We start from the raw sequence: 24,735 nt of genomic DNA on the forward strand, positions 1-24,735 counted from the left end.
CCTGTGGGAGGGGGCTTGCTCCCGAATGCAGTGTGTCCTTCAGCAGAAATGTTGACTGACACACCGCATTCGGGAGCAAGCCCCCTCCCACAGTTATTTCCGGTGCATTCAACATCAGATTCCGAATCTGGCTTGAACCTGTTGACCGCTCGGCGCATCTTTATTCTTCGCACAACAAGAATAAGGAACCGTCATGTTCGATATCAGCACGTTCCCCAAAGCCGATGCCGTCCGCCGGGCTGCTCAGTTGAGTCAGGACGACTATCAGCGCCTGTACCGCGAATCCATTGAACACCCCAGCGCTTTCTGGGCCGAACAGGCCCTGCGCTTCCTCGACTGGAGCACACCGTGGCAGACCGTTCAGCGCTACGACCTGAAAACCGGTGAAGCCGCCTGGTTTGCCGGCGGCAAGCTGAACGTCAGTTACAACTGCATCGACCGCCATCTCGAACAACGCGGCGATCAGACCGCCCTGCTCTGGGAAGGCGACGACCCTGCCGAATCGGCGCAAATCACTTATAAAAAACTCCATCACCATGTCTGCCGATTGGCCAACGTGCTGAAAAGCCGTGGCGTCAAGAAAGGCGACCGGGTCTGCATTTACATGCCGATGATCCCCGAAGCCGTCTACGCCATGCTCGCCTGCGCACGGATCGGTGCGATTCATTCGGTGGTGTTCGGCGGGTTCTCCCCGGATTCATTGCGTGACCGCATCCTCGATGCCGATTGCCGCACGGTGATCACCGCCGACGAAGGCGTGCGCGGCGGTAAATTCGTGCCGCTGAAACAGAACGTCGATAAAGCCCTGCAAAATTGCCCGGCTGTCAGCACCGTCGTCGTGGTCGAGCGCACCCAAGGCAATGTGGACTGGGTCGAGGGCCGCGATCTCTGGTATCACCAGGCCGTGCGCGATGTCAGCGACGACTGCCCGCCAGAGCCGATGGACGCCGAAGATCCGCTGTTCATCCTTTACACCTCCGGCAGCACCGGCAAACCCAAAGGTGTGCTGCACACCACGGGTGGCTACTTGCTGCAAGCGGCGATGACCTTCAAGTACGTGCTCGACTACCGCGACGGCGAAGTGTTCTGGTGTACCGCCGACGTCGGCTGGGTCACCGGCCACAGCTACATCGTCTACGGCCCGCTGGCCAATGGTGCGACCACGTTGATGTTCGAAGGCGTACCGAGCTATCCGAACAGCTCGCGCTTCTGGCAGGTGATCGACAAACACAAGGTCAACATCTTCTACACCGCGCCCACCGCCCTGCGTGCGTTGATGCGCGAAGGCGCCGAACCGTTGAAGGAAACGTCGCGCGCGAGCCTCAGATTACTCGGCAGTGTCGGTGAGCCAATCAACCCGGAAGCGTGGGAATGGTATTTCAATGTGGTCGGCGAACAGCGCTGCCCCATCGTTGATACCTGGTGGCAGACCGAAACCGGCGGCATCATGCTCAGCCCGTTGGTCAGCGCACAGCGGATCAAACCGGGCTGCGCCACGCAACCGATGTTCGGCGTGCAGCCGGTGCTGCTGGATGAGCAGGGCAAGGAAATCAAAGGCGCCGGCAGTGGCGTGCTCGCCATCAAATCAAGCTGGCCGGCGCAGATCCGCAGCGTCTATGGCGACCCGCAACGGATGGTCGACACCTATTTCAAACCCTACCCCGGTTACTACTTCACCGGCGACGGCGCCCGTCGCGATGAGGATGGCGATTACTGGATCACCGGGCGTATCGACGATGTGATCAACGTTTCCGGCCATCGCATCGGCACCGCTGAAGTGGAAAGCGCGCTGGTGCTGCACGACAGCATCGCCGAGGCGGCCGTGGTCGGTTATCCCCACGACGTCAAAGGCCAGGGCATCTACGCCTTCGTCACCCCCATGAACGGCACCGATCCGAATGACGAATTGAAGAAAGAACTGCTGGCCCACGTCAGCAAGGAAATCGGCAGCTTCGCCAAACCGGACCTGATTCAGTGGGCGCCGGCCTTGCCGAAAACCCGCTCAGGCAAGATCATGCGCCGCATCCTGCGCAAGATCGCCTGCAACGAACTCGACAGCCTCGGCGACACCTCGACCCTGGCCGACCCGAGCGTGGTGCAAGGCCTGATCGACAAGCGCCTCAATCAGTAACACTTCGGGCGCGGTCAACCGGTCGCGCCCGCCCTTCATCACTGAGTGGTCATGGAATTCATCCGCAGCCGTATCGAAACCCAACTCATGAGCCTGACCGGACTGTCCCTCGGTCAGCTCGACCTGGAAAACCCCAAGGGCGATCCCGGTCTGTTCGGCCCGGACTCCGTCAGTTGGCAGGTGCACGGTGACTTCAGCAGCATGTTGATCGGCGGCATCAGTGCGCTGTTGCTGCAAGCACTGCATCCGCTGGCGCTGGCCGGGGTCTGGGATCACTCGAACTTTCGTCAGGACATGCTTGGGCGTCTGCGCCGCACCAGCCAGTTTGTGTCCGGCACTACCTTCGGTTCGCGCCGCGATGCCGACTGGCTGATCGAGAAAGTGCGCACCATTCACCTGCAAGTAGTCGGCACCGCGCCGGATGGTCGGCCCTATGCGGCCAGTGATCCTGATTTGCTGACGTGGGTGCATGTGGCGGAAGTCAGCAACTTCCTCGCCGCGCATTTGCGTTACCGCAATCCGCAGTTGTCGCTGGCGGATCAGGATCGTTATTACGCGGAAATCGCCCTGGTCGCCGAACGCTTGGGCGCCCGCGACGTACCGAAGTCACGGCAAGCTGTGGCGGATTATCTGCAACGCATGCGCCCGCAGTTGCTGTGCGATGAACGCAGCCGTGAAGTCCTGCGCCTGCTGCTCGACGCGCCAGCCCCCAGCCTGTTGGCGCGGCCCTTTGGCGATCTGATGATGAAGGCCGGTATCGACCTGTTGCCGGACTGGGCCAGCGACATGCTCGATGTGCGGCAGAGTTCGCTGCAACGGCAACTGATCCGCGCCAGCGTCAGGCGCAGCGCGCCGATGCTGCGTTGGGCGATGCGTAATGGCTCGGTGCAGAGAGCCAAACGTCGTATGGGCCTGCCGACCTGAAAAGCTTCGCGAGCAAGCCCGCTCCCACATTTGAAATGCATTCCCATGTGGGAGCGGGCTTGCTCGCGAAGGCCGCAACTCGATTGCCCGCCAAGCTGCTAAACTCCCGCGCCCCAATTCTCACCAGCAAGGCGCACGCATGTCTTCCTTGAATCAGGCGCTGCGCGCCGCCCTCGACCAACGCCACGATTTGCTCGCCGAGCTGAACAGCCAGGGCACCGATTGCTATCGCCTGTTCCACGGCAGCCAGGAAGGCGCCGGCGGCCTGACCATCGACCGCTACGGCCCGCAATTGCTGGTGCAGAGCTTTCACCAGACGCTGGAGCGTGACGATCTGTTGCAACTGCACGCCATGGTCAATCAGGCCCTCGGCTTCGAAACCCTGCTGGTTTATAACGACCGCTCCCGTGGCAACTCGCGTATCGATCGCGAAGACAGCGTCTATAAAGCCGAGGACGCCGCGCTGGCTGATCTGGTCGGGCACGAATGGGGGCTCAATTACCGCGTGCGCGGACGCCATGCCGGGCAGGATCCACTGCTTTTCCTCGACCTGCGCAACACCCGCGGCTGGGTCAAGGATCACGCCAAAGGCAAAAGCGTGCTCAACCTGTTCGCCTACACCTGCGGCGTTGGCCTGAGTGCTGCGGCCGGTGGTGCGCGTGAGGTGTGCAATCTGGACTTCGCCGAAGGCAACCTCGCGGTCGGTCGCGAAAACGGCCAGCTCAATCCGCAATTGCCCGAGATGGCATTTATCCAGTCCGATTACTTCCCGGCCATCCGCCAGCTCGCCGGCCTGCCGATCAGCCAGCGGCGCGGGCAGAAGCTGCCGAGCTACCAGCGCCTGGAACAACGCCAATACGATCTGGTGCTGCTCGATCCACCGGCCTGGGCCAAAAGCGCGTTCGGCACCGTCGACCTGTTGCGCGACTATCAGAGCCTGCTCAAACCGGCACTGCTGACCACCGCCGACAACGGTGTGCTGATCTGCTGCAACAATCTGGCGAAGGTCAGCATGGACGACTGGCGTGAGCAAGTGTTGCGCTGCGCCGAGAAGGCCGGCCGTCCGGTGCGCGAATGGAGCGTGATGACGCCGGGCGCGGATTTCCCGTCGATGGACCAACAGCCGCCGCTGAAAACCCTGATCCTGCAGCTCTGAACCGCTCGCGCGGCTGACAACTATCTAATGTGGGAGCGAGCCTGCTCGCGAAAGCGGTGTATCAGCCAACAAGTAGAGCGACTGATATGACGCCTTCGCGAGCAGGCTCGCTCCCACATGGAATTTGTTCCTACAGAAGAATCTGAACAATCCTGTGCCACGCCAAGTACTTCGGAACCGGAAACGCATGCCATACTCCAAGGCACTCCGATTCAGACAGATGAAGCCGCACATGCCCAAAGGATTGATTCGCGCGATTGGCGCCCTGTTGACCGCTCTGGCCCTCTACAGCTTGCTGGGGTTTCTGATTTTGCCGGGCATCGCCCTGCGTATTGCCAACCAGCAACTGGCCAATTACGCGACGGTGCCTGCGCACCTCCAGCGTATCGAGCTCAATCCGTTCAGCCTTGAGGTCACCCTGTGGGGTCTGGTCATCGGCGAACCAGGCAAGGAACAGGTCGGTTTCGAACGCCTCTACGCCAACCTGCAACTCGACAGCCTGTGGACCAAAGCGCTGCACCTGTCCGATATCGAGCTGGAAAAATCCAAGACCGAAATCCTCTTCGGCAAAGACGGCAAGCTCAACCTGCTCGGCCTGTTCAAACTGCCGGCCAGTGAACCGACCCCGGCCGACCCGAATGCCAAGCCATTCCCGCTGCGCATCGACCGCATCAAACTGGCGGATGGCACCCTGCATTTCGAGGATGCGCGCCCTAGCGAGCCGATCGAGTTCCTCTACGACAAACTCGACTTCGAACTGAAAAACCTCAGCACCCTGCCCGAAGACAGCGCCGACATGACATTGGTCGCCGTCGGCCCGGCCGGTGGGCAGATCGACTGGAAAGGCAACTTCAGCCTGATCCCGATTGCCTCCGAAGGGACGTTGAAAATCACCGACGGCCAGATGAAATCCTTCTGGCCCTATGTGCGTGACGCGGTGCCATTGGTGCTGGAAAACGGCGTGGTCAGCCTCAGCACCGAGTACAAACTCAATCTGTCGAAAGAAACCGAACTGCTTTTGAACAACGTCGCGGTCAGCATCGCGCCGTTCGCCATCAAGGCACCGGACGGGCGCCCGTTGGCGAAACTCGAACGCCTCGACATCAGCGACACCACCGTGGACCTGGCCAAGCAGCAAGTGGTGGTCGGCAAGATCCGCAGCAACAAACTGGAAACCTGGGCAGCGCTCGAAGCCGACGGCCAACTGGACTGGCAGAAACTGTTCGCCAGCCAACCGTCGAAACCCGCCGCCAAAGCCGCCGCCGAGCCGGCAAGTACGCCGGCCGCGGCCGATTCACCGAAAGCTGAACCCACCGCGCCAAGCAAGCCGTGGCAAGTGCTGCTCAAAGATGTGCAATTGCGTAACTACCAGGTGCATCTGGCTGACCGTTCGGCCAATCCGCCGGTGGCACTGGATGTCGGCCCGCTGAACGCTGACTTGCAGGATTTCGACAGCCTCAACGGCTCGCCCTTCAAGGTCAAACTCGATTCGGGGCTAGGCAAGCAAGGCAAGATCATGGCCGACGGCGTGGTCAATCTCGCGCCGGTCACCGCCCAACTCAATGTGAAAACCCAGGACATCGACCTGCGTGTCGCGCAGTCCTACATCAATCCGTTCATTCGTCTCGAACTGCGCAGCGGCATGCTCGGCAGTGACCTCAAGGTCAATCTCAAGAGCACCGATCCGCTGGCGCTCAGCGTGACCGGCCGGGCTCAGATCGATCAACTGCACACCCTCGACACCCTGAAAACCCGCGACTTCCTCAAGTGGCAGCAAGTGGTGGTGGAAGGCCTGAACTATCAGCACGGCGACAGCCTGTCGATCGACAAGGTCAACCTGTTCCAGCCGTATGTGCGCTTCATGATCAACGATGACCGCACCACCAACATCGACGATCTGCTGATCCCGCAACCGGCCGACAGCGGCGCAAAAACCGCCGCCGCCAAACCGGCGAGCAAAGACAAACCGCTGGGCATCCACATCGGCGGCATCGCAATCAATGACGGTTCAGCCAACTTCGCCGACTTCAGCCTGACGCCGAACTTCGCCACCGCCGTTCAGCAACTCAATGGCCAGATCGGCACCATCGACAGTCGTCAGGTGAAACCGGCCACTGTCGATATCAAAGGCAAGGTTGATCGCTATGCGCCAGTGACCATCAAGGGCGCGGTCAATCCGTTCGACCCGATGGCCAGCCTCGATATCACTACCAGTTTCAAACGTGTCGAGCTGACCACGCTGACGCCCTATTCCGGAAAATTCGCCGGTTACCGCATCCGCAAGGGCCGGCTCAACCTCGACCTGCATTACCTGATCACCAAAGGCCAGTTGAAAGCCGAGAACAAAGTGGTGGTCGAGCAACTGCAACTGGGCGAAAAAGTCGACAGCCCGGATGCCGTGAGCCTGCCGCTGAAACTGGCGATTGCCTTGCTCAAGGACGTCGACGGCAAGATCTCCATCGAACTGCCGGTCACGGGCGACTTGAACAACCCACAGTTCAGCGTGATGCCGATTGTCTGGCAGACCCTGCGCAACCTGATCGTCAAAGCCGCCGCTGCGCCATTCAAGCTGATTGGCGGGCTGGTCAGCGGCGGTGGTTCGCAAGACCTCGGCACGGTGTCGTTTGCTCCCGGCTCCAGCGAGCTGAACAAAGAGGCCGAAGCCGCGCTGGTCAAGCTGTCTCAAGCGCTCAAGGAGCGCCCGGCCCTGCGCCTGGAAATCGAAGGCACGGCCGCGAAAAGCAGCGATGGCCCACTGCTCGCCGAACAGCGTCTGGAACGTGAATACCAGTACAACTACTACAAAATGCTCCAGCGTCGCGGTGACAAGGTTCCTGCGCAGGCCTCCTTGATTCAGGTACCGGACGGCGAAAAAGGTCCACTGCTTGAAGGCATCTATCGCACTCGTTTGAAAACCCAGCCACCGGCCGAATGGAAGGACCTGGGCAAGGAAGAGCGCACCGCGAAGCTGCGCGCCGGCGTGATCAGTTTCTGGAGCGGCAGCGATGTATTGCTGCGTCAGTTGGGTCAGGATCGCGCCAGCAGCATCAAGGATTATCTGGTGGACAAGGGCCAGTTGGCAGACGACCGCGTGTACTTCATCGACGCCAATCTGGGTGAAGCCGAGAGCGACGGCCGAGTGGTCACGCAAATGCATCTGGATGCCGAGTGATGAAGCGCAAATGGCTGGCCGCGATGGCGCTGACACTCGCGGCCGGCGCTGCTTCGGCGTCCGATACGCTGCGCTGCGGCAGCCAACTGATCAGCCTTGGCGACCGCTCAAGCGAAGTGCTGCAAAAGTGCGGTGAGCCGGTCAGCCGCGATGTGCTGGGCTACAAGCGCAGCGCCAATCGCCGCGAAGAATTTCAGGTCGAAGAATGGACCTACGGCCCGAGCAACGGCATGTACCAATACCTGCGCTTTGAAGGCAATCGCCTGCGCCAGATCAACAGCAAACGCGGCAACTAAACCCACTCACTATCCCATGTGGGAGCGGGCTTGCTCGCGAAGGCGTCAGGTCCGTCACGACGAATTTGACTGACCTGACGCCTTCGCGAGCAAGCCCGCTCCCACAATTGTTTTGTGGTGCCATTTAATTCTCTCGTCCCTGAAATAAAACAGGCCCCGACACAAGTGCCGGGGCCCGTAATGGTCACCTCCGTGTGACCGTTCGCATGAACTCTAAAGTTGCGGCAGACGTATTGCTCGGCCCGTCTGTCGCGCCTTCTCCCGGTCCAGGCGAGAAGTCATGCCTTACTCGGCTTTCAGGCCGTCAGCGGAGACCGCTTTGACGCCTTTGATTTTCTTGGCGATTGCCACAGCAACGTCTTTCTGCGATTCGGTTACTGCAGCAGTCGACGACAGCGACACAACGCCTTTGTTGGTTTCAACTTTGATGTCAGTACCTGGGATGCCTTTTTCGGTGACCAGATCAGCTTTGACCTTGGTGGTGATCCAGGTGTCGGAAGTAGCTTCTTTTGCCTGAGTCACTTCACCGGCAGCCAGAGTCATTGGTGCCTGGGTAGCCTGGGTGGATTGTGCAAATGCACCGGAAGCCATGGTCAGGGTCAGCGCGGTAGCAGCAGCGGCAGTGATAGCGAACTTCTTCATACGAGTAACTCCTGTTTTTCTGGAAAGTCTGCTGGATGTCTTGTCAGCAGGGTTACTGGATATATTGCGAACGCTGTGCCAACTTTTCAATCGACACAAAAACCATATAAATCAATAGCTTACAAATAATGCAAAATTCCGGATTCATGCAAATTGCATGACCGGGGAAATATTCACATGCAAGTTGCGGTTTTTCGGAAAGTTCCTAAGGTGCTGAAATTATTGAAGCTTTTGAGAACCACTGCGCAATGAAAAATGCCCCGCAGTGCGGGGCATTCATCAGACATTGCCTGACATTACGTGCCGGTGGCAGTGCAGCCTTTTGGCGAGTAATCCGGAGCCACTGTGGTACCACAGCTCCAAACGCCTGCGCCCGTGCCGGAGGAACGAGTCAGCGTAATGGTTTTGCCCAACACTGGCGCTGGAGCATTGGCGATCGTACAAACAATGGTTCCCGCGCCATCAGCGGCCGTACCTGAAGCCGTCAACGCACAATTTGAAGTGGTCGTGACCGTATCCCCCTTCACGATGGCAAGCGTCGGGTTTGTCCCTTGATTGATGGTGTCCTCGAACGGCACTTTCAGCGCACTGATTTCCGCCAGCCCCGCCGTCACCTTGGACCGAGCCTGATACTTGGAATACTGCGGCAGGGCGATAGTCGCCAGAATCCCGATAATCGCCACAACGATCAGCAGCTCGATCAGAGTGAAACCTTGTTGTTTTGTCATAGACACGCTCCATGCATGAGTCGAAATCTCATGATCTGAGATGGACTCAGCATAGCCCATGCCAACAAGGTCAACGCCGCGAAGACTGAGTACGCCCCCTGACCCGCGCAGTTTCCTACAACCCGCAACCGCACTATCTGACACTTTTTGTCACCTGCACCGAGCGTGTTTGGCGCTGTCACTTGTCTAGGCTATAAGTCATGAACGGCAAGCGTGCGGAATCCCCATGAATGACATCGCTCTGAGCGGTCTGGCCAAACAATTGGTGCAGGCCGAACTGCTCACGGAAAAAAGCGCCCAGCAGGCTTGGCAACAGGCCCAGCGCAATCGTCTGTCGCTGGTCAGTTATCTGGTGCAGAACAAACTGGTAAAGAGCGCGCAGGTCGCCGAGATTGCCTCCGAGCACTTCGGCATGGCGTTCCTCGACCTTAATTGCCTGGACAAGGAAACCCAGCCTAAAGGCCTGGTCAGTGAAAAACTGGTGCGCCAGCACCACGCCCTGCCCTTGTGGCGGCGCGGCAACAAACTGTTCGTGGGCATTTCCGACCCGAGCAATCATCAAGCGATCAACGACATCCAGTTCAGCACCGGACTGAGCACCGAAGCCATTCTGGTAGAGGATGACAAGCTCACCGATGCCATCGAAAAATTCTTCGACACCCACACCACCGGTCTAGAGGAAATGGCCGACGTCGACCTTGACGGCCTCGATGTCGAAGCCATCGACGACAGCAAGCAGGACGCCATCGGCGTCATCGATGCCGACGATGCGCCGGTGGTGCGTTTCGTTCACAAGATGCTGCTCGATGCGATCAAGAGCGGCTCCTCCGACCTGCATTTCGAACCCTACGAAAAGAACTACCGCGTGCGGGTGCGCACCGACGGCATCCTGCGTGAGGTGGCCAAGCCGCCGATTCAACTGGCCGGGCGCATCGCCGCACGATTGAAAGTCATGGCCAGCCTCGACATCTCGGAACGGCGCAAACCGCAGGACGGGCGGATCAAGATGCGCCTGTCGAAGAGCAAGTCGATCGATTTCCGGGTCAACACCCTGCCGACCCTGTGGGGCGAAAAAGTAGTGATCCGGATCCTCGACCCCTCCAGCGCACAAATGGGCATCGATGCGCTTGGCTACGAGCCGGCGCAGAAAGACCTGTACATGGCCGCGCTCAAGCAGCCACAGGGAATGATTCTGGTCACCGGCCCCACCGGCTCGGGCAAAACCGTGTCGCTGTACACCGGGCTGAATATCCTCAACACCGTCGACATCAATATCTCCACCGCTGAAGACCCGGTGGAGATCAACATGGAAGGCATCAATCAGGTCAACGTCAACCCCAGGCAGGGGCTCGACTTTGCCCAGGCCTTGCGCTCGTTTCTGCGTCAGGATCCGGACGTGATCATGGTCGGCGAGATCCGCGATCTGGAAACCGCCGAGATCGCGATAAAGGCTGCGCAGACCGGCCACCTCGTATTGTCCACACTGCACACCAACAGCGCCGCCGAAACCCTGACCCGCCTGCACAACATGGGCATCCCCGGCTTCAACATCGCCACCTCTGTCAGCCTGATCATCGCCCAGCGGCTGGCGCGCAAGTTGTGCAGCCACTGCAAGAAACCCATCGAGATTCCTCGTGAGACCTTGCTCAAGGAAGGCTTCCCCGAGGAACGCATCGGCCATTTCACGATCTACGAGCCGGTCGGTTGCGATCACTGCAACGGCGGTTACAAGGGGCGCGTGGGGATTTATGAAGTGGTGAAGAACACACCGGACCTGCAACGGCTGATCATGGCCGAAGGCAACTCGCTGGAAATCGATATTCAGATGCGTCGCGACGGCTTCGACGATTTACGCACCTCGGGGCTGCACAAGGCCATGCAGGGCATCACCAGCCTGGAAGAAATCAACCGGGTCACCAAGGACTGAACATGGCGGTCAAGGCAGCGAAAATCAGCGTTTACGCCTGGGAAGGCACGGACAAGAAAGGCAGCAAACTCAGCGGTGAGTTGAGCGGGCAGAATCCGGCACTGATCAAGGCTCAACTACGCAAACAAGGGATCAATCCGGGCAAGGTGCGCAAGAAATCGGTATCGATACTGAGTTTCGGCAAACGCATCAAGGCTCAGGACATCGCCCTGTTCACCCGGCAAATGGCAACCATGATGAAGGCCGGCGTACCGCTGCTGCAGTCGTTCGACATCATTGGCGAGGGCTTCGACAACCCGGCCATGCGCAAACTGGTAGACGAGGTGAAACAAGAAGTCGCGGCCGGGAACAGTTTCGCCAACGCCCTGCGCAAAAAGCCGCAGTACTTCGACGAGTTGTATTGCAACCTGGTAGATGCCGGTGAGCAGTCCGGCGCCCTTGATACGTTGCTGGAGCGGGTCGCAACCTACAAGGAAAAAAGTGAACGCCTCAAGGCCAAGATCAAGAAAGCCATGACCTACCCCACCGCCGTGGTGCTGGTGGCCGCCGTGGTGACCGGGATTCTGCTGGTCAAAGTGGTGCCGCAGTTCCAGTCGGTTTTTTCCGGCTTCGGCGCCGAACTGCCAGCGTTCACCCTGATGGTGATCAGCCTCTCGGAATTCATGCAGCAATGGTGGTGGGCGATACTGAGCGTATTGGTAGCGACAATTTTCGGCACCCGTCATGCGCTGAAAACCTCCCAGGCCTTGCGTGACCGCAAAGACACCTGGCTATTGAAGCTGCCCTTGGTCGGCACGTTGATATACAAGTCCGCTGTCGCACGTTTTGCTCGAACCCTGTCGACTACATTTGCCGCGGGTGTACCGCTGGTGGAAGCCCTCGACTCGGTGGCCGGCGCCACCGGCAACGTGGTGTTCAAGCGTGCGGTGCTGCGTATACGCCAAGACGTCTCCACCGGCATGCAGCTGAATTTTTCAATGCGCAGCACCGGCGTCTTTCCGAATATGGCGGTGCAGATGACAGCGATCGGCGAGGAGTCCGGGGCACTGGACGAGATGCTCGACAAGGTCGCGGGGTTTTACGAGGAGGAAGTCGATAACATGGTCGACAACCTCACCAGCCTGATGGAACCGTTCATCATGGTGGTGCTCGGGGTCATTGTCGGCGGGCTGGTAGTGGCCATGTACCTGCCGATCTTCCAACTTGGCTCAGCGATCTGACATGCCTATCGACCAACTTCTCAGTCTGTATCCGCTGGCCTTTGTCCTCACCGCCCTGCTGCTCGGGCTGGTGGTGGGCAGCTTTCTCAATGTGCTGATCTGGCGTTTGCCGAAAATGCTCGAGCGCGATTGGCGCCAACAGGCCCATGACGTCTTGGGCTTGCCGATCGATACGCCGCAGCCGACCTACAACCTGATGCTGCCGCATTCCGAGTGCCCACACTGCCAGCACCGGATTCGCGCATGGGAGAACATCCCGCTGCTCAGTTATCTGCTACTGCGCGGACGCTGCTCGGCGTGCGCTGCGCCGATCAGCAAACGTTATCCCCTGACCGAACTGGCCTGCGGCCTGCTCTCGGCGTTCATCGCCTGGTATTTGGGCTTCGGGTGGCCGGCCTGTGTGTTGATCTTCCTCACGTGGGGCTTGCTGGCGATGAGTCTGATCGACACCGAGCATCAGTTGCTGCCCGATGTACTGGTGCTGCCGCTGTTGTGGTTGGGGTTGATCGTCAACAGTTTCGGCCTGTTCACGTCCCTGCATAATGCACTATGGGGTGCGGTGGCCGGGTATCTGGCGCTGTGGTCGGTGTTTTGGCTGTTCAAACTTTTGACCGGTAAAGACGGCATCGGCCACGGTGATTTCAAGCTGCTGGCGCTGCTCGGCGCCTGGGGTGGCTGGCAGATTCTGCCGCTGACCATCCTGCTGTCATCGCTGGTTGGCGCCATTGTCGGGGTGATTTTGCTGCGCCTGCGTGAGCAGAACACCTCAACACCAATCCCCTTCGGCCCGTATCTGGCAATTGCCGGCTGGATTGCCTTGCTCTGGGGTGGTCAAATAACCGACTTCTATTGGCAGTTTGTCGGTTTGAAATGAATACCCCTGTGGAAAAACCCTGGATTCTCGGCCTGACCGGTGGCATCGGCAGCGGCAAAAGCGCGGCGGCCCAGCACTTTATCGACCTCGGCATCCATGTGGTCGACGCCGATCATGCGGCGCGCTGGGTGGTCGAACCGGGACGTCCGGCGTTGGCGAAGATTGCCGAACACTTCGGCGCTGGCGTGTTACAAGCGCACGGAACGCTGGATCGCGCGGCCCTGCGCAAACTGATCTTTGAAGTGCCGGAGCAGCGCCGCTGGCTCGAAGCCCTGCTGCATCCGTTGATCGCCGAGGAAATCGCCCATCATCTGGCGCAGGCAAAATCGCCTTACGCGATTCTCGTTTCACCGCTGCTGATCGAATCCGGGCAATACGCGATGACCCAGCGGATTCTGGTGATCGACGCCCCGCAACAACTGCAGATCGAACGCACCTTGCAACGTGATCAGACCAGCGAACAGCAGGTTCAGGCGATCCTCAAGGCTCAGTCCAGCCGCGAAGATCGTGTGAGCCGTGCCGACGACGTGGTGGTCAACGACCGCGACCTCGCCTGGTTGCACAGTGAGGTCGAGCGCTTGCATGACTTTTACCTGACTTTAAGTGGAGGCCAATCATGAGCCAGATCCCAACCGTTGAATGCCCGACCTGCGGCGCCCCCGTGGAATTCACACCGGCGAACAAGTTTCGGCCGTTCTGCTCCGATCGCTGCAAACTCATCGACCTCGGCGCCTGGGCTTCCGAAGAACACAAGATTCCGGTCGCCCCGGATGCCGAAGATGAACTGTTTTCCGGCGATTTCGACCCGCGTCACTGATCCCACTCAAGGACGCATGAAGCCGTAGTCCTGATCGTCGTCGAGGTTTTCCGCCAGAAAGCGCAACTCGTCGGCCAGGTCTTCGGCATTGCGCACCGCCTTGCTCTGTTGCACCACCGCACTGAGCAGGGCGCGCAGGCTCAAGCCCGGATCGAACCCCACCTCCTGCGCCATCTCCAGACTCTGCCGGGTTTCCTGCCGCGCCCACTCGTAAACACTCATGCTGCTGCTCCTGAAGGGATTTGCGCGAGCATGAAATGGCCCGCCCGTGACGGGTTTGATATGGATCAAGACTTGGGATCGTCGTCCTTCCACGGCGCCGAAAGGTAGCGCGTGCGATTGAAGGTCTCCAGCCATTCCGGACTGAATACAACCAGCGCACTGATCACCATGCCGTTGATGAATGCTTCGGGAAAAATGATCAGCCATAGGTAACCGATGAAGTCTTCCAGCCATTCAGGCAAGGCGAAGAGGCCGTCGTACCAGAGCAGCGTCAGACTCAACAAAAGGCACAGTAACGCCGACAACGCCGCCGCGAGAAACCCCGAACAGAAGATATACACAAACGGATTGCGCGGCTGCGCACGCTCGACGAGGATCGCCACGCACTCGGTGATCAGCACCGGTAGCAAAATGAACAAGGCGCCGTTGACCCCAAACGCCGCGAGATCCTGACGCCCGAGCAGCAACAGGCCGACCTGCGCCACCAGGCCGCCGACTATCGCCAGTGGCCAGTCCAGCAGCAACGTCACCGCCGTCATGCCGATGAAGTGATAAGACACTCCGGTGTCAAAATCCCTGCGCACCAGCCACAACAGAAACAACGCGAACACCGTGCCGAACAGCAAGTGCTGGCGGCGGTTGTCACTGAACAATTCGACCCACGGTGCGCGAAAGATCGCCCAGAGCAGCACAGGCAAATAGATCAGCCAGCCCAGCACCTGGCTTGCAGTCGACAGCACCTCGGCACCGATCATGGCCGCGCCTTCTCCAGCGCCTCGCGCAACTGGGCAGCGTTGGCGTACTCATGTTGCTCGAGCAGCCGGCCGTCCTTGAGCTGTATCCACAACACCTGGCCCTCTGCGCCGGGATATCGCGAAGCGACCCGGCCCTCGCGGTCGAGCATGACCCGGTAGCTGTAATCACGCATGGCGGGCACGGCGAACATCTTGGCAATCAGCGCCGGCATACGCTGGATGTCCGCAACGAACACCGCGTGGCGCGCCTCCAGATAGCCCTTGGGCTGATCCTTCAAGGCTTCCTTGATCAGTTTGGCGCCATCCATGTCCCGCGCCACCAGCAGCGTCGTGGTGCTGTTGTCGAGCGTGTAGGCCTGATCGTACTGATCAAGCAACGTCCAAGGGGCGAGCCGTTCGCCATTTTCCAGGGCGTGAGCCCAGAGCGGTACAAGAACAAATACCAGCAACCAGCGAAATTTCACAATAAGTCACCTCGGTTTGACGGCATGATTCAGTTCCACTGAGTCTACACCGCCGTTCTTGACTGCCTACTGACGCACTTTGCCACGCAAGGCTTTCTGCTTGTCGCAATTGAACGCTAAGCTTGGGCCTATGGATGACTCCGATTATTTACGCCTGCTGACCATTGCGGCCGAGCAAGCCAACGCGTTCCTGTCCAATGCCCGCAAATGGGAGCGTGAGCGTTGGGTCTGCCAGCGCCTGCTGCAAGGCCTGAACATTCCCTACCGGGCCGATGAATTTGCGCCTGCCGGCGAGCCGCCGGATGTGCTGTTTCGTGATGCCAATTTCGAAGTGTTCTTCGTTCTCGACGAAGGCCGCCGACTCAACGACGAATGGCGCGATGAATTGAAGCGGCGGCGCAGTGCGTTCTCCCTCAGCCAACTGGTGCGCCGCGAAGCCAAGCCGCGCCGGATTCCGGCCAATGAGTTCCTGCTCAGACTGGCGCCGACCTTGCGCAAGAAAGCCCACAACTACAAGGAACGCGGCATGGATCTGGGCGAACTGGACATCATCGCCTTCGCCAGCCTCAAGCGCGAAGTGCTGGATCTGAACAGCCACTTTCCGCCACCCACCGAATACTTGCGCCAGGGCTGGCGCTCGCTGTCCCTCGTCGGCCCGACATTCGCCCGTGTACTATTTGCTCACCCCGATGCACCGGACTTTCTGCGCAGCAACCTGGGCCGCAGCATCGTTTTCGACGTAGGGATCAGCCTGTGACACCACTTCAACAATTGATCGCCGATGTGCCACAAAACGGACGAGTGCGCTGGATAGGCGTGCGCCCCGAATCCCGTGGGCCGATGATCGAACTCGATGCCGTGGAAGCAAGACTGGAAGCCGGACTGACCGGCGATCACGCCCGCCCCGGGGTGCGTAACGCGCGACAGGTGACGCTGATTCAGTGGGAGCATCTTGCCGTGATCAGCGCCTTGATGGGGCGCACGCACGATCAACCGGTCAAGCCTGAAGATCTGCGGCGCAATCTCGTTATAAGCGGGATCAACTTGTTCAGCCTCAAGGGCCGGCGCTTTCGCATCGGTCAGGCGATTTTTGAAACCACTGGTTGGTGCCAGCCCTGCGCACGCCTGCAAAACAACCTCGGCCCCGGCACTTTTCAAGCGGTGCGCGGGCATGGCGGAATCACCGCGCGGGTGTTACAAAGCGGGATCATTCGCCTCGATGACGGTGTGTCTGTCGAACCGGTTCCGGACAGCGGCTATGCTGCGTTCAACCCCGGTTGAAAACCGCTGTAGCTTCTGCACATTCAGCAACGTCTACCTGACGAGGCCTTTATGACCAGCCGCCTGAAACCCGAAGACCAAAAGCATGTCGAAGAGTACCTGCAACTGTCCCAACACCGTGTCGAGCGCCGGCCTTTCCGGCCGTGGATGCTCTTGGTGCTGGTGCTGACAGTGACCATTGGTCTGGGCCTGTTGAGCCGACTTATCAGTTATCTGACGCTATGAGCTGCCTGGCGCTCGCGAAGGTAACCGCACCGATTTCCTTTAAAAACCTTGCGAGTTATCCCCATGTCCCATCGTATTGTTATTGTCGGCGGCGGCGCCGGCGGTCTGGAGTTGGCTACCCGTCTGGGTAAGACTCTGGGCAAGCGCGGCACGGCCAGTGTGATGCTGGTCGACGCGAACCTGACGCACATCTGGAAACCGCTGTTGCACGAAGTGGCGGCTGGATCGCTGAACTCTTCCGAAGACGAACTCAACTATGTTGCCCAGGCCAAATGGAACCACTTCGAGTTCCAGCTGGGGCGCATGAGCGGGCTTGATCGCGCACAGAAAAAAATCCAGCTGGCCGCCGCCTACGACGAAAACGGCGTAGAGCTGGTACCCGCGCGCGAAGTGGCCTATGACTCGCTGGTGATCAGCGTCGGCAGCACCACCAACGATTTCGGCACTCAAGGCGCGGCACAACATTGCCTGTTCCTCGATACCCGCAAACAGGCCGAGCGTTTTCACCAGCAATTGCTCAACCACTATCTGCGTGCCCACGCGGGGCAAACCGATGTGGTCGAGCAGATCAGCGTAGCCATCGTCGGCGCTGGCGCCACGGGCGTCGAACTGGCGGCAGAACTGCACAACGCAGCCCATGAGCTAGCAGCTTACGGCCTCGACCGGATCAAACCGGAAAACATGCACATCACCCTGATCGAAGCCGGGCCACGGGTGCTGCCAGCCCTGCCGGAGCGCATCGGCGGGCCGGTGCACAAGACCTTGGAGAAACTCGGGGTCAATGTAATGACCAATGCGTCGGTCAGCGAAGTGACGGCCGACAGCCTGATCACTGCCGATGGCAACGAAATCAAGGCCAGCCTGAAAGTCTGGGCAGCCGGTATTCGTGCCCCAGGTTTCCTCAAGGACATCGATGGCCTGGAAACCAACCGCATCAATCAGCTGCAAGTGCTGCCGACCCTGCAAACCACCCGCGACGAGAACATTTTCGCTTTCGGTGATTGCGCCGCGTGCCCCCAACCTGGCACCGACCGTAACGTGCCACCGCGTGCACAAGCCGCACACCAGCAGGCATCCTTGCTGGCCAAATCGCTGAAACTGCGCATCGAAGGCAAGACCCTGCCGGAGTACAAGTACACCGACTACGGCTCGTTGATTTCGCTGTCGCGTTTTTCGGCTGTGGGTAACTTGATGGGCAACCTCACCGGCAGCGTGATGCTCGAGGGCTGGCTGGCACGGATGTTTTACGTGTCGCTGTACCGCATGCACCAGATGGCGCTGTACGGGCCATTCCGCACGGCGATGCTGATGCTCGGCAGCAAGATTGGTCGTGGCACGGAACCGCGCCTGAAGCTGCACTGATCTAAAAACTGTGGGAGCGAGCCTGCTCGCGAAAGCGGTGTGTCAGTCGACGTCATTGTTGAATGACACAACCCCTTCGCGAGCAGGCTCGCTCCCACATTTGTTTCTGCTGTGCCATCGGGAATTTTTTGCAGGCAAAAAAAATCCCCGTATCTTTCGATACGAGGATTTTTAATATGGTCGGGGTAAGGGGATTCGAACTCCTGACATCCTGCTCCCAAAGCAGGCGCGCTACCGGACTGCGCTATACCCCGGTAAAAAAAAGGCGACCTTTCAAAGATCGCCTTCTTCGATCAGCGCTTTTGGCTTCTGATCTTAAGATTCGATCCCAGCGCTAACTGGTTTCAAAAATGGTGGGTCGTGTGGGATTCGAACCTACGACCAATTGGTTAAAAGCCAACTGCTCTACCAACTGAGCTAACGACCCAAAAATGGTCGGGGTAAGGGGATTCGAACTCCTGACATCCTGCTCCCAAAGCAGGCGCGCTACCGGACTGCGCTATACCCCGGTTTGAAATTGGCTCCGTGACCAGGACTCGAACCTGGGACCCAATGATTAACAGTCATTTGCTCTACCGACTGAGCTATCACGGAACTACATATTTCAATTTACAACGGTGAAACTTGTTGCATCCAGTCACTCGTTCGCATCGCTGCGTTCGTGTGTCTGAGGCGCGCTATTCTACAACCTAGAACACCTCTGTCAACCCCCTAAATTGCTTTCAAGTTAATGATTTGCAACTTATTTCAGATTTCAACTCAGTGAGCTGAGACCGTCTTGGCGACTGACTGCGGGGCGCACTTTACAAGCCTTTTCCTTTGAGTTCAACAGCCTAACGAAAAAAAAGGCCCCACAATGTGGGGCCTGCCAATTTTCATTGGTGTCTGGACTTAGTTGAAAACGATTTCGTCGTTCTCGACCGTGCCGGTTGCCGTGTCGCCTGGCATGAAGTGACCCGAAAGGATCAACTGCGCCAGCGGGTTTTCGATCCAGCGCTGAATCGCCCGTTTCAAAGGACGTGCGCCATAGACCGGGTCGTAACCGACGGCAATCAACTTGTCCATCGCTTCCGGGCTCAGTTCCAGCTTCAGCTCGCGCTCGGCCAGACGACTGCGCAGACGACCCAACTGGATCTCGGTAATGCCCGCGATCTGATCCCGCGCCAATGGCTCGAAGATCACCACTTCATCGACCCGGTTGATGAACTCCGGACGGAAATGACTGGTCAGCGCATCCATCACCGCTGCACGCTGGGCCTCACGATCACCTACCAGCTCCTGGATCTGCGACGAACCGAGGTTCGAGGTCATGACGATCACCGTATTGCGGAAGTCCACTGTACGGCCATGGCTGTCGGTCAGGCGCCCATCCTCAAGCACTTGCAGGAGGATGTTGAACACATCCGGATGCGCCTTCTCGACTTCGTCCAGCAGGATCACCGAGTAAGGCTTGCGCCGTACCGCTTCGGTCAGATAACCGCCCTCTTCGTAACCGACGTATCCCGGTGGCGCACCGATCAAACGAGCCACGGAGTGTTTCTCCATGAACTCGGACATGTCGATCCGCACCATCGCCTCTTCCGTATCAAAGAGGAATTCGGCCAGCGCCTTGCACAACTCGGTTTTACCGACTCCGGTAGGGCCGAGGAACATGAACGAGCCGCTTGGACGATTCGGGTCAGACAACCCGGCACGCGAACGACGCACCGCATTGGAAACCGCCACGACCGCTTCTTCCTGACCGATCACGCGCTTGTGCAACAGGCTTTCCATCTTCATCAGCTTGTCGCGCTCGCCTTCGAGCATTTTCGATACTGGAATGCCGGTCCACTTCGACACGACTTCAGCAATCTCTTCCTCAGTCACCTTACTGCGCAGCAACTGGTTTTCGCTTTTGCCGTGCTGATCGACCATTTGCAGACTGCGCTCCAGATCCGGGATCACACCGTACTGCAACTCGGCCATGCGGTTGAGGTCGCCTTTACGGCGCGCGGCTTCCAGTTCCTGACGCGACTGTTCGATCTTCTGCTGAATCTGCGCAGAACCCTGAACCTCGGCTTTTTCCGAATTCCAGATCTCTTCCAGATCCGAATACTCACGCTCAAGACGGACGATTTCTTCCTGGAGTTTTTCCAGGCGCTTCATCGCCGCTTCGTCGCTTTCTTTCTTCAGTGCCTGGGATTCCACCTTCAACTGAATCAGGCGACGCTCCAGACGATCGAGTACTTCCGGCTTGGAGTCGATCTCCATGCGGATACGGCTGGCGGCTTCGTCGATCAGGTCGATCGCCTTGTCCGGCAGTTGCCGATCAGTGATGTAACGATGGCTGAGCTTGGCCGCTGCAATGATCGCACCGTCAGTGATCGCGACCTTGTGGTGAACCTCGTAACGCTCCTTGAGGCCACGCAGGATCGCGATGGTGTCTTCTTCACTCGGCTCATCCACCAATACTTTCTGGAAGCGCCGTTCGAGGGCCGCGTCCTTCTCTATATATTGGCGGTACTCGTTCAGCGTGGTCGCGCCAACGCAGTGCAATTCGCCGCGTGCCAGGGCGGGTTTGAGCATGTTGCCAGCATCCATCGAGCCTTCGCCTTTACCGGCGCCGACCATGGTGTGCAGTTCGTCGATGAACAGAATGATCTGCCCTTCCTGCTTCGACAGCTCATTGAGCAGCGATTTCAGGCGCTCTTCGAATTCACCGCGGTACTTGGCACCGGCAATCAGCGCGCCCATGTCCAGCGACAGCAGACGCTTGCCCTTGAGGCCATCCGGCACTTCGCCGTTGATAATGCGCTGGGCCAGACCTTCGGCAATCGCGGTTTTACCCACGCCAGGCTCACCGATCAGCACCGGGTTGTTCTTGGTCCGGCGTTGCAGAACCTGAATGGTGCGACGGATTTCGTCGTCACGGCCGATCACCGGATCGAGCTTGCCGTCTTCGGCACGCTTGGTCAGGTCGACGGTGTATTTGTCCAGCGCCTGACGCGACTCTTCGTGGTTGGCGTCGTTAACCGCTTCGCCACCGCGCAGATTGTTGATCGCGTTTTCCAAGGCTTTCTTGCTCACGCCCTGGCCGAGCAGCAACTTGCCGAGCTTGCTGTTCTCGTCCATGGCGGCGAGCAACACCAGTTCGCTGGAAATGAACTGGTCGCCTTTCTGCTGGGCCAAACGATCAGCCTGATTGAGCAGGCGCGCCAGATCCTGCGACATGTTGACGTCGCCAGTCGGATTCTGGATTTTCGGTAATTGGTCGAGCTCTTTGGTCAGCTCTTTGCGCAAGCTGTTGACGTCAAAGCCGACTTGCATCAACAGGGGTTTGATCGAACCACCCTGCTGTTCAAGCATGGCTTGCATCAAGTGCGCCGGCTCGATGGCCGGATGATCGTGGCCAACAGCCAACGACTGGGCGTCGGACAAGGCCAACTGTAGTTTGCTGGTTAAACGGTCTATACGCATGGGTCACCTTCCTTTTGAGCAGGCCGGACCTAAAAACCATCCTGAATAAAGAAACCTGCCAGATACCACTGTAGATGCGGTCGATTCTGCGAGATTCAAGCGGCGGAGAGTTGATGCAGGTCAGGCAAGTCTAGCGGGTGAGCCAGATGAGGGAGGCAAAGCGACCGGTGCGCGACGCACGGCGATAGGAGAAGAAGCGCGGATCGGTCACGGTGCAGAAACCGCCACCATAAACAGCAGTGACACCGCGTTCAGCCAGACGCAGGCGCGCCAGCAGATAGATGTCAGCCATGAACTTGCCGGCATTGTGGCTCGGCAAAAAGGCTTCGGCCGCTGCGGGCAATTGATTGATGAAGACTTCCCGTACTTCCGGGCCTACTTCAAAGGCTTTCGGGCCGATGGCCGGGCCGAGCCAGACCAGCACCTCTTCAGCCGGGACATCGAGCGTGTCGAGCGTGGCTTCGAGTACACCCGCCGCCAGACCGCGCCAACCGGCATGGGCCGCCGCCACACGTGTGCCAGCACGATCGCAGAACAACGCCGGCAAGCAATCCGCCGTCATTGCCGCGCAGGCAATACCGGGCGTTGCTGTCCAGCTGGCGTCTGCTGTCGCAACAATGCCTGGGTCAGCATGTGCCACGGCAATACCGTGCACTTGCTGCAACCAGGCAGGCTTTATAGAGAAGTGATCAGTCAGGCGCCGACGGTTCTCGGCAACAGCCTCAGGACGGTCATCAACATGATCGCCCAGATTGAGGCTGTCGAACGGCGCCTCGCTGACACCACCCTCGCGGGTGGTGACGCAGGCTTTGACGCTGGCCGGCGCAGGCCAGTCCGGCGTCAGCCAGTTCATCCGACGAAAGCCTCGCGATCCTGCTTGAGCAGGGTCAGCAGCCAGACGAAATCTTCCGGCAACGGCGATTCCCAGCTCATGCGCTCACCGGTCGTCGGGTGATCCAGCTCAAGGAACCGCGCATGCAGAGCCTGCCGCGGGAAGTTCTTGAGGGTTTCGACCATGTTCAGGTTCGCAGCAGGCGGTATGCGGAAACGACCGCCGTACGCCGGATCGCCGACCAACGGGAAGTTGATGTGCGACATATGCACGCGAATCTGGTGAGTACGACCGGTTTCCAGTTTCACCCGAACATGAGTGTGAGAGCGGAAGCGCTCCAGCACGCGATAGTGGCTGACGGCAGGCTTGCCACCTTCCATCACCGCCATGCGCTGGCGTTGCTGGCCGTGACGACCGATCGGGGCATTGATTTTGCCACCGGCGGTGACAACACCGATCACGATGCACTCGTAGATCCGGCTGACGCTGCGACTCTGCAATTGAGTAACAAGCTTTGTCTGCGCCTGAATGGTCTTGGCCACCACCATCAGACCGGTGGTGTCCTTGTCCAGACGATGCACGATACCGGCGCGTGGGACATTGATAATGTCCGGCACATGGTGCAGCAAGGCGTTGAGCAGGGTGCCATCGGCGTGACCGGCAGCCGGGTGCACCACCAGGCCCGCAGGCTTGTTGATCACCAGGATGTCGTCGTCTTCATAGACGATGTCGAGCTCGATGTCCTGGGCGATCCACTCGCCCTGGGCTTCTTGCTCGGCAGTCAGTTCAAGGATGGCACCGCCGTGCACGATGTCGCGCGGGCGGATGACCGCCCCGTCCACAGTCAGGCGACCTTCTTTGATCCAGGCGGAAAGGCGCGAGCGTGAGTGCTCAGCGAAGAGTTGGGCAGCGACTTGATCGAGGCGTTGGCCGCCCAAATCGGACGGCACCTCTGCGCGAAGTTCAATTTTATCGGACATGCTCTGACTGTGCGTCGGCACAGCTTTTGGTTTCGGCTGCGCGCTTGTGGTTAAATACGGCGTCTTTTGCCCCGAGGCTTTTCAACGGGGCGCTCATCATAACAGGACGGCCCCGCCCAAGACAGCGGCCGTCATAGGGACGCAAGCCGCCATGCAAGTGAAACACCTGCTGCTGATCGCCATCCTCGCATTGACCGCTGCTTGCTCATCGAAGGAAGTCGTAGACGAAAACCTCAGCGAAGCCGAGCTGTATCAGCAGGCTCAGACTGACCTGGACAACAACAGCTACACCAGCGCCACAGCCAAGCTGAAGGCTCTGGAGTCGCGTTATCCGTTCGGTCGCTACGCCGATCAGGCACAGCTGGAGCTGATCTACGCCAACTATAAAAACGCCGAACCGGAAGCTGCAAAGTCCGCCGCCGAGCGTTTCATTCGTTTGCATCCGCAGCACCCGAACGTGGATTACGCGTATTACCTCAAAGGTCTGACTTCGTTCGACCAGGACGTCGGCCTGCTGGCGCGCTTCCTGCCGCTGGACATGACCAAGCGTGACCCGGGCGCCGCGCGCGACTCCTACAACGAGTTCGCCCAGCTGACCAGCCGCTACCCGAACAGCCGCTACGCGCCGGATGCCAAGCAGCGCATGATCTACCTGCGCAACCTGCTGGCCGCCTACGAAATCCACGTGGCCGACTACTACCTGACCCGTCAGGCCTATGTAGCCGCTGCCAACCGTGGCCGTTACGTGGTGGAAAACTTCCAGGAAACCCCATCGGTCGGCGACGGCCTGGCGGTGATGACTGAAGCCTATCAACGTCTGCACCTGGACGAACTGGCAGCCACCAGCCTCGAAACCCTGAAGCTCAACTACCCGAATCACCCGAGCCTGCAAGACGGTCAGTTCGTGCCACGGGTTGCCGAAGCCGACAACCGTTCGTTCCTGAGCAAGGCGACTCTGGGCCTGATCGAATCGCGTCCACCGCTGCCGCCGGGCGAAACCCGCGCCAATCAGGACGTGCAGAAGCAGTTCCAGGACGCGAAAGACGCGATCCCGAACGAGCTCAAGCCTAAAGACGAGAACGGCGACGTGATCGAAGAGCCAGAGCCTGAGTCGAGCAACACCGACCGTTCCTGGTTCAGCTACATGACTTTCGGCGTGTTCGACTGATCACACCGGCAGTACAGAAAAGGGAGATCTGCGGATCTCCCTTTTTTATTGCCGCGCATTAATAGGCTGTGCGCTTGTCGGGTCCTTGGCTAAACTGCCGGAT

General features: G+C 59.1%; 23 protein-coding genes and 4 tRNA genes. 15 read left to right on the forward strand and 12 right to left on the reverse strand.

The genetic code is table 11. The features are described 5' to 3' along the window. Nucleotides 1–193 precede the first annotated feature (193 nt). The 5 genes from acs to CKW18_RS13740 all read left to right on the forward strand — a co-directional run bounded on the left by acs (nt 194) and on the right by CKW18_RS13740 (nt 7,679). Nucleotides 194–2,131: an acetate--CoA ligase gene (gene acs, locus CKW18_RS13720; protein WP_095189292.1), complete on the forward strand. Its 1,938-nt coding sequence runs from the start codon at nt 194–196 to the stop codon at nt 2,129–2,131. Nucleotides 2,132–2,182: 51 nt separating this feature from the next. Then, complete coding sequence (locus CKW18_RS13725; RefSeq protein WP_095189293.1) at nt 2,183–3,055, forward strand: oxygenase MpaB family protein; 873 nt, start codon at nt 2,183–2,185, stop codon at nt 3,053–3,055. A gap of 139 nt (nt 3,056–3,194) precedes the next feature. Continuing rightward, complete coding sequence (locus CKW18_RS13730; RefSeq protein ID WP_095189294.1) at nt 3,195–4,211, forward strand: class I SAM-dependent rRNA methyltransferase; 1,017 nt, start codon at nt 3,195–3,197, stop codon at nt 4,209–4,211. Between the two features lie 220 nt (nt 4,212–4,431). Next, on the forward strand, nt 4,432–7,383 hold the full coding sequence (locus tag CKW18_RS13735; RefSeq protein ID WP_095189295.1) for a DUF748 domain-containing protein: 2,952 nt from the start codon (nt 4,432–4,434) through the stop codon (nt 7,381–7,383). Beyond that, nucleotides 7,383–7,679, forward strand: coding sequence for a DUF2845 domain-containing protein (locus CKW18_RS13740; protein ID WP_095189296.1), 297 nt, complete (start codon nt 7,383–7,385; stop codon nt 7,677–7,679). The genes CKW18_RS13735 and CKW18_RS13740 overlap by 1 nt, the downstream gene beginning before the upstream one ends. A gap of 285 nt (nt 7,680–7,964) precedes the next feature. Here the strand turns inward: CKW18_RS13740 and CKW18_RS13745 are convergent, their stop codons facing one another. Further along, complete coding sequence (locus tag CKW18_RS13745) at nt 7,965–8,321, reverse strand: BON domain-containing protein (RefSeq protein ID WP_095189297.1); 357 nt, start codon at nt 8,319–8,321, stop codon at nt 7,965–7,967. A gap of 296 nt (nt 8,322–8,617) precedes the next feature. Further along, the gene (locus CKW18_RS13750) at nt 8,618–9,049 is read right to left on the reverse strand and encodes a pilin (protein ID WP_095189298.1); all 432 of its coding nucleotides are present in this window, start codon (nt 9,047–9,049) and stop codon (nt 8,618–8,620) included. Between the two features lie 226 nt (nt 9,050–9,275). Between CKW18_RS13750 and pilB the strand changes: the two genes are divergently transcribed. Genes pilB through yacG form a run of 5 tightly spaced genes read left to right on the forward strand, consistent with a single transcriptional unit; the run spans nt 9,276 to nt 13,887 of the window. After that, the gene (gene pilB / locus CKW18_RS13755) at nt 9,276–10,976 is read left to right on the forward strand and encodes a type IV-A pilus assembly ATPase PilB (protein WP_095189299.1); all 1,701 of its coding nucleotides are present in this window, start codon (nt 9,276–9,278) and stop codon (nt 10,974–10,976) included. A 2-nt stretch (nt 10,977–10,978) separates the two neighbouring features. Further along, complete coding sequence (locus tag CKW18_RS13760; RefSeq protein ID WP_095189300.1) at nt 10,979–12,196, forward strand: type II secretion system F family protein; 1,218 nt, start codon at nt 10,979–10,981, stop codon at nt 12,194–12,196. 1 nt (nt 12,197) lies between these two features. Continuing rightward, complete coding sequence (locus CKW18_RS13765; protein WP_095189301.1) at nt 12,198–13,070, forward strand: A24 family peptidase; 873 nt, start codon at nt 12,198–12,200, stop codon at nt 13,068–13,070. Next, a complete protein-coding gene (gene coaE, locus CKW18_RS13770; RefSeq protein WP_095189302.1) occupies nt 13,067–13,690 on the forward strand; it encodes a dephospho-CoA kinase in 624 nt (207 codons plus the stop codon). Before CKW18_RS13765 ends, coaE begins: the two co-directional genes overlap by 4 nt. Beyond that, nucleotides 13,687–13,887, forward strand: a complete 201-nt coding sequence (yacG, locus tag CKW18_RS13775) for a DNA gyrase inhibitor YacG (protein WP_016773149.1) — start codon at nt 13,687–13,689, stop codon at nt 13,885–13,887. Before coaE ends, yacG begins: the two co-directional genes overlap by 4 nt. 6 nt (nt 13,888–13,893) lie before the next feature. Here yacG and CKW18_RS13780 read toward each other — a convergent pair whose 3' ends face one another. From CKW18_RS13780 to CKW18_RS13790, 3 genes are all read right to left on the reverse strand, one after another. Beyond that, nucleotides 13,894–14,109: a hypothetical protein gene (locus CKW18_RS13780; RefSeq protein ID WP_007959584.1), complete on the reverse strand. Its 216-nt coding sequence runs from the start codon at nt 14,107–14,109 to the stop codon at nt 13,894–13,896. 65 nt (nt 14,110–14,174) lie between these two features. Next, nucleotides 14,175–14,864: an energy-coupling factor ABC transporter permease gene (locus CKW18_RS13785; RefSeq protein ID WP_095189303.1), complete on the reverse strand. Its 690-nt coding sequence runs from the start codon at nt 14,862–14,864 to the stop codon at nt 14,175–14,177. After that, nucleotides 14,861–15,328 carry an FAD/FMN-containing dehydrogenase gene (locus tag CKW18_RS13790; protein ID WP_095189304.1) on the reverse strand — a complete coding sequence of 156 codons (468 nt, stop codon included), beginning with the start codon at nt 15,326–15,328 and terminating at the stop codon, nt 14,861–14,863. Before CKW18_RS13790 ends, CKW18_RS13785 begins: the two co-directional genes overlap by 4 nt. 130 nt (nt 15,329–15,458) lie before the next feature. Here CKW18_RS13790 and CKW18_RS13795 point away from each other — a divergent pair, with 130 nt between their 5' ends. The 4 genes from CKW18_RS13795 (at nt 15,459) to CKW18_RS13810 (ending at nt 18,196) form a co-directional block, all read left to right on the forward strand. Continuing rightward, nucleotides 15,459–16,085 (forward strand): DUF1780 domain-containing protein, encoded by a 627-nt coding sequence (locus CKW18_RS13795; RefSeq protein WP_095189305.1) that lies wholly within the window; start codon nt 15,459–15,461, stop codon nt 16,083–16,085. Beyond that, nucleotides 16,082–16,609 carry an MOSC domain-containing protein gene (locus tag CKW18_RS13800; RefSeq protein WP_095189306.1) on the forward strand — a complete coding sequence of 176 codons (528 nt, stop codon included), beginning with the start codon at nt 16,082–16,084 and terminating at the stop codon, nt 16,607–16,609. Before CKW18_RS13795 ends, CKW18_RS13800 begins: the two co-directional genes overlap by 4 nt. A 51-nt stretch (nt 16,610–16,660) precedes the next feature. Continuing rightward, entirely contained in the window at nt 16,661–16,834 is a 174-nt protein-coding gene (locus CKW18_RS13805) for a DUF3094 family protein (RefSeq protein ID WP_095189307.1), read from the forward strand. Nucleotides 16,835–16,897: 63 nt separating this feature from the next. Then, nucleotides 16,898–18,196: an NAD(P)/FAD-dependent oxidoreductase gene (locus tag CKW18_RS13810; protein ID WP_095189308.1), complete on the forward strand. Its 1,299-nt coding sequence runs from the start codon at nt 16,898–16,900 to the stop codon at nt 18,194–18,196. 177 nt (nt 18,197–18,373) lie between these two features. On the opposite strand, the gene CKW18_RS13815 is transcribed toward CKW18_RS13810, so the two are convergent. From CKW18_RS13815 to rluD, 7 genes are all read right to left on the reverse strand, one after another. Further along, a tRNA-Pro gene (locus CKW18_RS13815) sits at nt 18,374–18,450 on the reverse strand. Between the two features lie 97 nt (nt 18,451–18,547). Next, nucleotides 18,548–18,623 (reverse strand) — tRNA-Lys (locus tag CKW18_RS13820). Between the two features lie 5 nt (nt 18,624–18,628). Continuing rightward, nucleotides 18,629–18,705, reverse strand: a tRNA-Pro gene (locus CKW18_RS13825). Between the two features lie 9 nt (nt 18,706–18,714). Continuing rightward, nucleotides 18,715–18,790, reverse strand: a tRNA-Asn gene (locus CKW18_RS13830). 297 nt (nt 18,791–19,087) lie between these two features. Beyond that, on the reverse strand, nt 19,088–21,652 hold the full coding sequence (gene clpB, locus CKW18_RS13835; protein ID WP_095189309.1) for an ATP-dependent chaperone ClpB: 2,565 nt from the start codon (nt 21,650–21,652) through the stop codon (nt 19,088–19,090). Nucleotides 21,653–21,782: 130 nt separating this feature from the next. After that, complete coding sequence (pgeF, locus tag CKW18_RS13840; RefSeq protein WP_095189310.1) at nt 21,783–22,505, reverse strand: peptidoglycan editing factor PgeF; 723 nt, start codon at nt 22,503–22,505, stop codon at nt 21,783–21,785. Continuing rightward, nucleotides 22,502–23,464, reverse strand: coding sequence for a 23S rRNA pseudouridine(1911/1915/1917) synthase RluD (gene rluD / locus CKW18_RS13845; RefSeq protein ID WP_095189311.1), 963 nt, complete (start codon nt 23,462–23,464; stop codon nt 22,502–22,504). The genes pgeF and rluD overlap by 4 nt, the downstream gene beginning before the upstream one ends. 151 nt (nt 23,465–23,615) lie before the next feature. Between rluD and CKW18_RS13850 the strand changes: the two genes are divergently transcribed. Next, nucleotides 23,616–24,632 carry an outer membrane protein assembly factor BamD gene (locus CKW18_RS13850; RefSeq protein ID WP_007909854.1) on the forward strand — a complete coding sequence of 339 codons (1,017 nt, stop codon included), beginning with the start codon at nt 23,616–23,618 and terminating at the stop codon, nt 24,630–24,632. Nucleotides 24,633–24,735: the final 103 nt, after the last annotated feature.

The sequence above is a fragment of the Pseudomonas sp. Irchel 3E19 genome, assembly GCF_900187585.1.
GTDB classification, from domain to species: domain Bacteria; phylum Pseudomonadota; class Gammaproteobacteria; order Pseudomonadales; family Pseudomonadaceae; genus Aquipseudomonas; species Aquipseudomonas baetica.